This window comes from Lederbergia panacisoli, assembly GCF_024626525.1.
In the GTDB taxonomy this organism is placed as follows: domain Bacteria; phylum Bacillota; class Bacilli; order Bacillales; family Bacillaceae_C; genus Lederbergia; species Lederbergia panacisoli.
Genome location: NZ_JANJGU010000009.1, coordinates 100,100 through 112,394, shown reverse-complemented (window position 1 = coordinate 112,394; position 12,295 = coordinate 100,100). Strand labels below are relative to the sequence as shown.

The 12,295-nt window shown below is 38.2% G+C and carries 12 protein-coding genes; 5 read left to right on the top strand and 7 right to left on the bottom strand.

Translation table 11 applies throughout. The features are described from left to right. The first annotated feature begins 43 nt into the window (after nt 1-43). From NQ185_RS13210 to NQ185_RS13195, 4 genes are read left to right on the top strand one after another with little or no spacing between them, the layout of a single operon-like run. Complete coding sequence (locus NQ185_RS13210) at nt 44-631, top strand: TetR/AcrR family transcriptional regulator (protein WP_257582367.1); 588 nt, start codon at nt 44-46, stop codon at nt 629-631. After that, nucleotides 621-1,898, top strand: a complete 1,278-nt coding sequence (locus NQ185_RS13205) for a cytosine permease (RefSeq protein ID WP_257582366.1) — start codon at nt 621-623, stop codon at nt 1,896-1,898. Before NQ185_RS13210 ends, NQ185_RS13205 begins: the two co-directional genes overlap by 11 nt. Nucleotide 1,899: 1 nt before the next feature. Continuing rightward, nucleotides 1,900-2,994 carry an S-methyl thiohydantoin desulfurase family protein gene (locus NQ185_RS13200; protein WP_257582365.1) on the top strand — a complete coding sequence of 365 codons (1,095 nt, stop codon included), beginning with the start codon at nt 1,900-1,902 and terminating at the stop codon, nt 2,992-2,994. Then, nucleotides 2,991-4,535: a hydantoinase/oxoprolinase N-terminal domain-containing protein gene (locus tag NQ185_RS13195; protein ID WP_257582364.1), complete on the top strand. Its 1,545-nt coding sequence runs from the start codon at nt 2,991-2,993 to the stop codon at nt 4,533-4,535. Before NQ185_RS13200 ends, NQ185_RS13195 begins: the two co-directional genes overlap by 4 nt. Nucleotides 4,536-4,576: 41 nt before the next feature. On the opposite strand, the gene NQ185_RS13190 is transcribed toward NQ185_RS13195, so the two are convergent. After that, nucleotides 4,577-4,780 carry a zinc ribbon domain-containing protein gene (locus NQ185_RS13190; RefSeq protein WP_257582363.1) on the bottom strand — a complete coding sequence of 68 codons (204 nt, stop codon included), beginning with the start codon at nt 4,778-4,780 and terminating at the stop codon, nt 4,577-4,579. A gap of 345 nt (nt 4,781-5,125) precedes the next feature. Between NQ185_RS13190 and NQ185_RS13185 the strand changes: the two genes are divergently transcribed. Further along, on the top strand, nt 5,126-5,335 hold the full coding sequence (locus NQ185_RS13185) for a hypothetical protein (RefSeq protein ID WP_257582362.1): 210 nt from the start codon (nt 5,126-5,128) through the stop codon (nt 5,333-5,335). Nucleotides 5,336-5,745: 410 nt separating this feature from the next. Here NQ185_RS13185 and larC read toward each other — a convergent pair whose 3' ends face one another. The 6 genes from larC to NQ185_RS13155 all read right to left on the bottom strand — a co-directional run bounded on the left by larC (nt 5,746) and on the right by NQ185_RS13155 (nt 11,997). After that, a complete protein-coding gene (gene larC / locus NQ185_RS13180) occupies nt 5,746-7,140 on the bottom strand; it encodes a nickel pincer cofactor biosynthesis protein LarC (RefSeq protein ID WP_257582361.1) in 1,395 nt (464 codons plus the stop codon). Beyond that, complete coding sequence (gene larB / locus NQ185_RS13175) at nt 7,137-7,946, bottom strand: nickel pincer cofactor biosynthesis protein LarB (protein WP_257582360.1); 810 nt, start codon at nt 7,944-7,946, stop codon at nt 7,137-7,139. The genes larC and larB overlap by 4 nt, the downstream gene beginning before the upstream one ends. Beyond that, nucleotides 7,943-8,767 (bottom strand): ATP-dependent sacrificial sulfur transferase LarE, encoded by an 825-nt coding sequence (gene larE / locus NQ185_RS13170; RefSeq protein WP_257582358.1) that lies wholly within the window; start codon nt 8,765-8,767, stop codon nt 7,943-7,945. The genes larB and larE overlap by 4 nt, the downstream gene beginning before the upstream one ends. 112 nt (nt 8,768-8,879) lie before the next feature. Continuing rightward, nucleotides 8,880-10,100, bottom strand: a complete 1,221-nt coding sequence (locus tag NQ185_RS13165) for a translocation protein TolB (protein ID WP_257582357.1) — start codon at nt 10,098-10,100, stop codon at nt 8,880-8,882. Between the two features lie 91 nt (nt 10,101-10,191). Beyond that, on the bottom strand, nt 10,192-11,307 hold the full coding sequence (locus tag NQ185_RS13160; protein WP_257582356.1) for a DUF4362 domain-containing protein: 1,116 nt from the start codon (nt 11,305-11,307) through the stop codon (nt 10,192-10,194). 81 nt (nt 11,308-11,388) lie between these two features. Then, complete coding sequence (locus NQ185_RS13155; protein ID WP_257582355.1) at nt 11,389-11,997, bottom strand: transglutaminase-like domain-containing protein; 609 nt, start codon at nt 11,995-11,997, stop codon at nt 11,389-11,391. Nucleotides 11,998-12,295 lie beyond the last annotated feature (298 nt).

Sequence of the window (12,295 nt, the reverse complement as noted above, 5' to 3'; positions counted from 1 at the left end):
CATGTTTTATTATTTACCTAATGATCATTAGGTGGTGAATATTTTGACTAAAGACAAAATTTTGGAAGCGGCGATTCATCAGTATTCTCTTCATAATTATCATGGTGCAACGATGCAAAAAATCGCGAAAGAGGTTGGAATTAAACCTGCCTCCATTTATTTTTTTTATAAAAATAAAGAAGCTTTATTCGTCGCTGCGTTTCAAAAATTATTGGAAAATCACTTCGAACGCATGCAAACCATACTAGAGGAAGTCCGCGAAAAACCAATCTTAGATATTTTCGCAGCTTTAATGAAAGGGACAGTCAAGTACCATATAAACAATATGGGTGAAACGAATGCCTATATATCCCTTATCACGTCTCCACCAGCAGAAATTAAGAAGTTCCTTCATGATCATATGAGTAAGTTTGACAAGTGGATGATTGATTCCTTACATCACCTAATCAAACGCGACTATCCTGAAAAATCTGATGAAGAGACAGTTAACCTAACTCGACAATTCATCTTATTGTTAGACGGAATCTTTTGGGAAATTAATTTATATGATGACGATGATTTATCAGAACAAATCGAACAAGCTTTACACATCTTAGACATTTTATTAGGGGGAAATAATCATGCAAAATGATTACGCTAGAGAAGCAGTGCCAGAGAGTGAAAGAAAAAAATGGTTATCCATTAGTCTCGTCTGGATTGCAGTTGGTATTGACTTATCTGCCATGCTTTTTGGAGCAGAGCTTGGCAAAGGAATGAACTTTAATGACGCATTGCTTTCTGTCATTATCGGTTCGGCTATTTTAGGGGTGCTTGCTGCATTTTGTGCTTATATAGGGGCAGTAACTGGACTTTCCACGTCAATGATATCAAGGTTTACTTTTGGTATATCTGGAGCCAAATTCGTCTCCTTATTTATTGCCATTTCCCTGCTTGGCTGGTTCGGCGTACAAACTGGGTTTTTCGCTGAGAATGCATTTGCAGCCATTAAAGGAGCAATGGGTCTAGAGCTTCCAATGCCACTACTTGCTGGGATTGGCGGAATCTTAATGATGACGACTGCAATTTTTGGTTACCGTGCTATTGAGAAACTTAGTTCTTGGTCTGTACCTTTATTATTAATTCTTGTCATTTTAGCTGTTATTTTAGCTATAAAGCAATTTGGTCTTAGTGAGCTTAAAGCTCCTGTTGAAAATGTATTTTCATTCGGTATGGCGATTTCTCTCGTTATAAGTATTTTTGTAACAGGAGCCGTCATTTCACCCGACGTATCAAGATGGGCAAAAACGAGAAAAGATGCCGTTTTAGCATCCTTCTTTGGCTTCTTCTTCGGGAATAGCTTCATGATTGTTGTAGCGATGATTTTATCAAGAATAATGGATGAAAGCAGTTTAACAACGATCATGATTACAGTTGGTTTAGGAATTCCAGGAATATTGGTGCTTATACTTGCCCAATGGACCACGAATACAAGCAATGCCTATTCATCCGGATTAAGTCTTTCTGTTATTTTTACTCGTACGAACAAAGCGGTTCTTACCTTAATTGCTGGAATCATTGGAACCTTGCTCGCAGTACTTGGAATTTATGATTATTTTATTAATTTCTTAAGCATCATGACATTGTTCATTGCTCCAATAGGCGGAGTATATACAGCGTATTACTATATCGGCGGAGCAAAGCTTTTTGACACATTAAACGATAAAGCATTTAAATTCCTGCCTTTAACAGCATGGGCTCTTGGAACATTAATCAGCTGGTTTACTACAGAGCGTCCAATTGGATTGGAGCTTTTCACAATTACAACGATCCCATCTTTGGACAGCTTTGTGATCGCATTTATTTTCCAAGCGGCTTTCCTACTTATCTTTAAACAACGAGGTCAAAAAGGAGCGATCTAACATGAAATGGCTAAATGAAGAAGATATCGAGAATATTGCTATTGGCGCCGCGGTTCTTGGAACTGGCGGCGGCGGAGATCCTTATATAGGAAAAATGATGGCTCTTTCAGCTATAAAAAAATATGGCCCTGTTCAAGTTATTTCCATAGATGAATTAAAGGATGACCAATGGGTGCTTCCGGCATCAGGCATGGGTTCACCAAGCGTTTTAGTTGAAAAAATCCCTTCATTTGAACAATTGGCAGCTCCTTTAAAAGCTTTTGAAAAAGTAACAGGAAAGAAAACGGATGTTGTGATGCCGATTGAAATAGGAGGAGTGAATTCCCTTATCCCTGTTGCCGTTGCAGCAATGAATAAAATTCCGATTTTAGACGGGGATGCTATGGGACGAGCTTTTCCAGAAGCACAAATGGTCACATTTCATTTAGATGGATTGAAGCCCGAATTCGTGACAATTGCGGACGAACAAGGAAATACCGTAACAATCGAACCGGCAGATGGCCACTGGAGTGAAAAATTATCACGGAATGTAACAATATCAATGGGTGGATCCTCCATCGTCTGTGACTACGGGATTACCGGAAAACAAGCGAAAAAGAGCGTCATTCCGGGAACATTATCTTTAGCTAGACAAATTGGAACTCTATTGAAAGAGCAACGAAACGCAGCTGTTCACCCTATCGTGCAGATGTTGGATATTCTTGGTGGTTACAAGATTTTCAAGGGAAAGGCCATGCATATACAGCGCGGAATCCAAGGTGGTTTTACTCGTGGTGAAGCTCATTTTGACGGTATTGATGAAAATGCGAATCAATCATGCACTCTCTTCTTCCAAAACGAACATCTGCTTGCAGAAGTGGACGGAAAACCAATTGCGATGGCACCAGATTTAATTGCTGTATTGGATGAAGAGACAGGTATGCCGATTACGACAGAAGGATTAAAATATGGAGCTAGAGCGGTCATTGTTGCTTTCCCTGCTCATAAAAAATGGCGTACTCCTATTGGGATTGAAACTGCAGGGCCGCGTTATTTCAAATACCCATACGATTATATTCCTCTAGAAACGTTAGTAAAGGAGCATTCGTCCAAATGATTAGACTCGGAATCGATGTAGGTGGAACAAATACAGATGGTGTAATTTTAAATAGCGAAAATAAAGTACTTGGAAGTTCCAAAACAGCGACAACAAAAGATATTTTTACTGGAATCCAGAAAACGATCAAAACACTTATGGAATCAACAAAAATCAATGCTGCTGAAATAAAAGTAGCCACTCTTGGAACAACTCACTGTACGAATGCAATTGTGGAAAGAAAAGCCTTAAATAAAGTTGGAATTGTTCGGATTTGTTTACCTTCCGGATCAACAGTGCCCCCGTTATTAGGCTGGCCGGACGATTTAGTTGTGAAGCTTGAAGCCATAACAGCGCTTGTCCATGGAGGTTATGAATTTAACGGTTCACCAATCTCTCAGCTGGACTTTGATGAATTGAAGCAAGTTGCAGAACAATTTCGTGGAAAAGTTGATTCCATTGCAGTTTCCGGTGTATTTTCTCCCGTTTTAGGAGATCAAGAGAAAGAAGTTGCCGCCTTTTTGGGAAAAGAATTACCTGGTACACCCATTTCATTATCAAGTGAAATTGGTACGATTGGCTTAATTGAAAGAGAAAATGCAACGATTTTAAATGCCGCTTTAATGTCTACCATTAGCCATGTAACAAAAGGTTTTGAGCGTGCATTAAACGACGAAGGAGTTAATGCGAGCATCTATCTCGGACAAAACGACGGTACATTAATGACAAATAATTTTGCCCAGAAATACCCTATTTTCACAATTGCCTGTGGACCTACGAATTCGATAAGAGGTGCAGCACACTTATCTCAAGAGCCGAATGCGATTGTTGTGGATATCGGTGGGACAACGACGGATATCGGTGTTTTATCCAATAGCTTTCCACGTCAAACATCATTAGCTGTGGAAGTGGGCGGCGTTAGAACGAACTATCGCATGCCGGATATTTATTCCATCGGTTTCGGTGGTGGAACTCGTGTATATCTTGAAGGAGATTCGTGGAAAATTGGACCTGAGAGCGTTGGATATCAGTTAACTGAAAAAGCGCTTGTGTTTGGCGGAGATGAATTGACGACAACCGATGTCGCGATTGGGGCAGGTTACATGGAAATTGAAAACACAGATGTTTCACACGTTGCTGACATTCCATGTGATAAGATCTATCCTGATTTCGTAACAATGGTTGAACATGCAATTGACCGTATGAAAACGAGTGCCGAAGATCTTCCTGTTGTGTTAGTTGGCGGCGGAGCAGCACTCATGCCTGAGTCCTTAAAAGGGGCTAGTCGAGTCATTCGTCCTAGCCATGCAAGTGTCGCAAATGCGATTGGCGCTGCGCTCGGTGATATTAGTGGAACAGTTGAAAGGATTTATACACTTGAAAACCGCAGCCATCATGAAATTTTAGAAGAAGCAAAAACTGAAGCCATTCAAACTGCGATTGAAGCAGGGGCTAACCCAGCCAAAATTGACATTATCCAATTAGAGGACTTTCCGCTCGCTTACTTACCAGGAAATGCAATCCTTGTAAGAGTGAAAGCTGCGGGACCACTACTTGTATAGAATTACGGGGCGTAGTTGTTACGCCCCGTAATTTTTGTTAATTAACCGAAGAATAAATCCAGGATGTTTGATCCGGTAGATGATTGCTTATTATAGAACTCGGAATAGCCACATTTTTTACAGAATACAACTGTGAACTGGTTGTGTTGAATATCAAACATTTTAGATAATCCCGTTCCAGTCATTGCAACATCCTTTGTTCCTGCATCCTTGCTTCCACATTTTATACAACCTTTTCCAGACATACCTGTTCTCCTCTCCATCAAACCGTTTTTTTGTATATTAATACGATGAAATTTTAAAAAGGTTTCAGTGGATAGGTATTTAAACATTTCACGATAAAACAAAGGGGATAAAGTGTAATTGCCGAATATAGAATTAAACTGGTAATTTAATTGGGGGCACTTATATGAAAAAAAATATATTCATTTTGTCAGTATTTATCGTTTTCTTAATAACTCTTACGGGATGTTCAAATTTTCTCTGGTGAAAATAGTGACAACGAAATAATAATTGCAGAGAAAGATAAGATTAAAACGTTAAGAGAAGTATTTAAAAAAATAGATTGGGAGCAGAACGTAAAGGTGGAAATGACTCGAAAAGAAGATGTAAAAGCGACGTTATTCTTCGCGTTTGATAAAAATATGCCTGAAAGATTATTTGAATATTTCATATGGTTTAACGTGGGCGATGCATCAGCAACGATTATTGATAGAGAAAAAAATGCTTTAGGAACATTAGACAAAGAAGGTTCCCAAACATTAAAGGAATTACTGCTGGTAACTAAAGATCAGGTATGACCTACTCTTCAGCGTGTGATTTGATACATATTTAAATCAACTATTCCCATTCTTTAGACAAAGAAAAGGCGATTACCTTTCTAAATCAAGCACATACTTCATAGGATATTAATTTTCTTCTGCTAATCCTTTAATAATCGCCCAACTGCGATGGTCGTGAAAAAGAGTTTGTTGAAATTGTCAATATCAATCCAATCTAAAAAGGTGTCGTCTTCGTGAATGTTTGACAGTTAAAACCTCATCACTCGTAGAATTGATTGATAATCAAGTCCATTAATTTTCGCTCCAACAACTTGAACCATTCTCACCTTCTTAGGAGCCTATTATATCTGTATAGCACTTGCTATACCAACTTAAATAGCCCCACATCGTGTGGGGCTTAACCGCAATAGCTTGACTCATACACTTTTCTAATTATATGTTGTTTTTAATGCAGCATTATACACTTCTTGAAAAGTTACACCATGTTCTAAAGCAGCTTTCTTCACATCTTCATATTCTGGAACTTCTCTAATAACGTTTCCTTTTTTTATGGCCTGTTTTATTTTGATTGGACCGAATGGCGTTTCCGCATTAATGATTTTTCGATCTAAAATACTGCGTGACCATGTGTTTTTTCGAACACCTAGAGTTGTTGTTTCTTTGAATAAAATCTCGGTTAATTTAGCATCCAGATGTTCTGGTGAAAGGACAGTGACCAACGTACCTGGGCGACTTTTTTTCATAAAAATAGGTGTGTAATAAACATCTAGTGCACCTTCATTTAGTAACTTTTCCATTACATAACCGAAGGCTTCTCCCGTCATATCATCCATATGGCACTCGAGCACGGTGATTGTTTCTTGCTTTCCAACGATACGTTCACTACCTTCCAATAATTCACCAACCATGACCCTTAATACATTCGGACGCCCTGGAATATTTCGTGTACCAGCTCCATAGCCGATGGAGGATATTTTCATTGCGGGCATTGTCCCATAGGAATCCGATTGGCTGACGACAATTGCCGCTCCCGTTGGTGTTGTTAGTTCATATGGTAAATCACTTGGTGCTATCGGTACATTTTTCATCATGTCGAGTGTAGCTGGTGCTGGCACGGGATAAATACCGTGTGATATACGAATTTTTCCAGAACCTAATGGGACATGTGACGTAATGACTTTTTCAATTTCCAATTCTTCTAAGGCAATGGCAGTTGCAACGATATCGACGATGGAGTCAACTGCCCCTACTTCATGAAAATGAACATCATCTATTGACATATTATGTATTTTTGACTCTGATTTCGCAATCGGTGCGAAAATTTGTTTACTCCGTTCTTTCACCTTTGGGCTTAACTCGGAATCATTAATAAGCTTAACAATATCCGCATATCGGCTATGATGGTGATGATGGTGCCCATCCTGTGAATGGTCGTGATCATCGTGGTGGTGCTCGTGAACATGATTATGTTCGTGGTTATGCCCATGATTCGTATGGTCGTGTCCATGATCGTGATGATGATGTGTATGCTCGTCATGAGTATGATGATGAGCATCATGTGAGTGGTGATCATGTTCTCCATGTGAATGTCCATGGCGATGAATGTCATGCTCATGAATATGTTCTTCATCAAGGATTACATCAAATTTTATTGAACTAATTCCCTCTTTTACGACTCTTGTACATTTTATTTCATAACCGGATACATGTAATTTCTTTAATTCGTGTTCAATTTTTTCAGGAGAGGCGCCGGCATCAATTAAAGCACCCACCATCATATCGCCGCTGATTCCTGAAAAACAATCTATATATAAAGCCTTCATGTATGTTCTCCCTTTCCTGTAAGCACCTTTTCTATAGCCTGATCTATCGTATTTGTTAATGTCGCAGCAAAATAACCTGCCCCAAATCCATTATCAATATTAACGACTGACACTCCGCTCGCACAGCTGCTAAGCATCGCTAGAAGTGCCGCAATCCCATTCATACTTGCTCCATATCCAACACTTGTTGGAACGGCGATGACTGGCTTGGAAACAAGTCCGCCGACCACACTCGCCAATGCCCCTTCCATTCCGGCAACAACAATAACAACGTTGGCATCTTCTATTAAGCTAGCCTTATTTAACAAACGATGAATGCCTGCTACCCCAATATCATAAATTCGCTCCACTTTATTGCCCATTAATTCAGCAGTTATAGCTGCCTCTTCAGCAATAGGAAGATCGGAAGTACCCGCGCACACTACAGCAATATAGCCTTTTTTCCATTTTTCTTGAAAGGAGGAATGAATCCAATGGAAGGTACGGGCTGATTCGTGATAAAAGAAGGTTTGATCTGGATATTTCAAGAGAAGTTGTTCCAATATAAAACTAGCTTTTTCTGAACTTACTCTTGTCGCCAACACTTTATCATGGTGTTCCATTAACTTTGAAAAAATCCCGAGAATTTGTTCACTCGTCTTGCCTTCGCCATAAATTACTTCCGGGAACCCCGTTCGTGCTTCTCTTTGCAAGTCTATTGTGGCATAGCCCAATTCCTCTTGCGGCTTTAGTTTTTCCATCGCATCATGAACGGAAAGCTCCCCTTTTTGTACCGATTCTAAAATATGTTCCATTGAATGTTTCATATAGACGCCTTCTCTTTTAAAACTTCATTCATGCTTCCCGAGCGGTATCCTTGTAAATCAAGGGTCACGTATGAAAAGCCAAATGATTTTAAGGCGCGAACTATTTTATCGTGTTGGTCGACAACCTTTTTCATATCTTGTTGATCGACTTCAATTCTAGCAATCTTGTCGTGATGGCGAACACGAACTTGATACAATCCAAGGCCAAGTAAAAAATCCTCTGCTAAATCTAACTGATTGATTTTTTCTTTCGTGATGGCCGTTCCATATGGAATTCTCGAAGAAAGACACGCAAAGGATGGTTTATTCCATGTTCTTAACCCCATTTCCTTTGAAAGCGTTCTTATTTCTTCTTTATAAAAATTCGCCTCTTGAAGTGGACTGCGGACACCTAATGCTCTTGCTGCTTGCATGCCCGGACGATGTTCACCAAGATCATCCATGATGGATCCATCAACAATCGTGTAACGATCTCTGAACTCCGTTACTAATTCAAGGAGATGATTATATAACCCATTTTTACAATGGAAACAACGGTTTGAATCATTATTAACAAATTCAGCATCCGCAAGTTCATTGACACGTGTTTCAATATGTTGAACTTGAAGCTCAGCAGCAAGACTTTTCGCCAATTGAAACTCCCGATCTGGAAATGTTTCCGAAGCAGCTGTCACAGATAACACTTTATCTCCAAGAGCTTCCTTGGCCACCGCTAAAAGAAAAGTACTGTCTACACCTCCTGAAAAAGCAACTAACACATCATCCATATCTCTTAAAATCTTGATTAGATTTTGTTTTTTTTTGTATAAAATAGGATTCACAAACATCCTCCTTTCCATGTATCTTTGAATATGATTTTATATTAAATTATCAAAAGAAACCATGCTTAAATACAAAACCAAAAAAACCGTTCCGTAAATAGAACGGGGAAATTTATTTCTGTTTAAAGAACGAAGGAGCATTATCAACATTTTTAATCCATAAATACTCACGACCGTTTAAACCATTTTTCACCCAACTATCTGCTGTATTGTTGTTTGGATTTTTGCGAAACCAAGTAAGATGAGATCCAACAACTTGGGGATCTGCATCGAATTCATTCTTCTTTGGAAACGAGATTTGTTGTTGTTCCTCTGACTTTATATTAATAGCATAAAGTGACGTAAACATCGTTGGAACGGGGCCTTCCTTCCATTTCTTATTCTCTTTTGCACGGGCGACAATTACCTCGTCTGGAGTAAACCACTCCAAATCAAGATCTACATAACCTTCAGGTGTGTACTCCTTTTGATGCTTATAAATGGGTATATCGGCGATTGTGGTTTTCTTATTGTCAACGAAAAATCTTCCTTCTCCCGATATGTAAGCAATTTGATTAGATGAAGGAGCCCATTTAAACCAGTCTTTATACCAAAGCATTTTTCCTAATCCCTTGAATTTTTCTCCTTGTGAAGACAGGACACATAATGTATTACTATCGTTTGCCCAAGATGCAGTGGGAATCGCTAAAAAACTAATCCATTTCCCATCGGAACTCCACTTAAAATAATTGACATCAATGGCAAACAAATCTGATGTATTTGTTTGAATCGTGTAAAACAGCTTCATTTTATCGGCATTAAGATTGGCATTGACTGGGACCTTAAAAAGTGGGATCGGCCCCCATCCCGTAGGCCGTAATGCGGATTGTGAGGAAACGATGAATTCCTTTCCGTTCGGAAACCATTCAAAACCACTTACTCCTAATGCTACATTTTCAAAACCAGAGGGGCGTCCACTCTCCATTTTTGTCACATTTAGCAATCCACGATCATTGTAAGCCAATTGATTTTTTATTGGCGACCATTTAAAGTCGGAAGTTTCCACTCTTACATAAGGTTGATAGCTTTCACCTTTGTGTGTGTCATAAATGAATAAACTTGATTTGTCGCCTTGCTCATCACCGTCAATATAAGCAATGAATCGACCATCATATGACCATTTTGGAGTATGCACAACATACCGATTCTTTGTGATTTGTATTTCTTCATCGCCCATTTTGATCCATAGTTGGTGATCACGGATAAATGCAGCGGTGAGTGGAACTTCTGCACTAGCCAAAGTTGTTAAAAGAAGACAGATAAAGAAAAGCAATAAGAAAATGCGAATTCCCATGATTAATCCCTCCTACCTTTTAGGTTGTCCTGATTAATTATGGGAATTCGCAATTTCCACTAGTGCATTATTTTAATGTTTTCACTTCTGTTCAATAGACGTCTATTCTGTGAATTTCTTTCACTTTGACACTCCCCAGTTTATAGCTTCTTTTATTTCCTTCTATTATTGCCTTGATTTTATCGCCTATTTTAAACTCCCCTGTATTCAAACCTTCCAGGGAGACAAAATCAAAGATATAAGCATCTAGGTTATCAATTTCATCTTTAAGCCATTCATAATCTAGTCTATTAAGGTCTTCACCGATTAATAATGTGTTATCCTTTATTTGAAGCACATAACCTTGAACTGTTATTTCATGATTTTCACTATGGTGCTTTTCAGATTGCTTGATTATATATTCAGCTATTTTAGTCAGTTTTACACCATCTGGGGTTCGATCACAAGCTGCCCAAGCTAATTCTTGCTCTCCTCCATTAATAAAAACCTTTAAATAATAATTCTTCAATTCATTAGACTCACAAGCGATTTTCAAATCTTTTTCGGTCAAATAATTCGCAAAAACTAATCTTTTATAAACTTCCTGTTTTATGCTTGCGGGTATGACAAAGTCACTAACGTTTGACCCTTTTTTCACTATGTTTGTTTTCGTATTAATTTCGTTTTCCTTGTTCATCCCATATTGCAGGTGGAATTCAAATAGATCCTGTTGGCTCACGTTGTAACTAATTTCCAAGATCTCGTCCATTCCATTAAGTCCTTTTTTACAGTCGACCGCGATGTAGGAGGTGTTAGTAGGATTTACTTCCTCAACCATATTACCGCAGCGAGCAGTTGTGATTTCCCCGCTTCCAAATGCATCTCGGGTGCTATCATATTTCACTTCAAGCGATTCACCGTTATATGTTAGTTCGGTAACAATCGGGGCTCCCTCAATGGTATAGTGAACAATTCGCAAATTAGACTGAACGGCATTTTGCATATTGTCATAGAAGCTTTTCATCCTTTCCAATCCTTCAATGCTTCCATGAATATTCAATACATCTACTTCTCCTACCCCTTTTACGAATGATTTTGTTCCTTCCTTTGTTGGTTGATGTGTCGTTCCGTAAGCACCAGTACTCCTTATTTCTCTTTCGCTTGTATTACATGCAGCGAGAGTGAAAATTAATATAATTAGTAAATTTATAAATATAACTTTCTTCATCAGTTTCACACGACCATTCTGTGAAATATGTACGTATCTACTATAATCTAAAATTAATTTAGCCTTCATATTACAAGAGAGCTATAGAAAATCGGGTAGATTGTATTTATACATTTCTATAGCATCTATGTTTCCCTCTAAAGCAGCAATAGTTTTAGGATTTGGCTCTGTATATATTATAGGGTAATCACGTTCGTCAAACTTTTCTTGTATTGAAAATGCTAAGATCTCTTCTTTTATTGAAAATTCGGCTTGAACTCCTGGCTTATTTCCGCGAACATCTACACGAATCCAGCGATTTAATGAACTAAGAAATACCCCATTAAGTGCATGGATAGAATATCCCTTATCTGGTGTATCAAATATCATGAGTCTTTGATAACAAAAACCTGTTGGAATACCTTGTGACCTCAGCAATGCAGCCAGTAAATTTGATTTTGCGTAACATATACCTTCCTTATATTTAATTACATCTGATGCTTTACAGGTAATTTTTGGACTTTGAATATCCCAAGAATGCGATATTTGGTCTCTTACAAACATATAACCAATCTTAGCCTTTTCAATTTCTGACTGTCCCTCGCTAAACAATTCAGCAACACTTTCTTGAATTAATGGATGAGAAAAATTGACAACATCTAACTCTTTTAAATAGTCATATATATCTGTTGATTCGGCTATCATTTCCAATAGTCATCCCTACATTCTCGTTTTTAAAACTACGCATAATCTATTACATTATTAATCATTGTCTGGATAAGAAAGGCTCATGTTAGTGGGCTTTACTAGTTTCTTCAGCTTTTTTTTTCCTATAATCCCGTTTTTACCTAATGAATTCGGTAAAAATAAAAGAAATTGATCCGCTAATCAGAAGTACAGACGAACCTTTAACAAGGCATTGAAAGCCAAAAATAATTAAAAACTCCAACACCTGTTTCCTTTTATTTTTACTTTTTATTATTGCTTTTATTTTTCACTAAAATTTGTC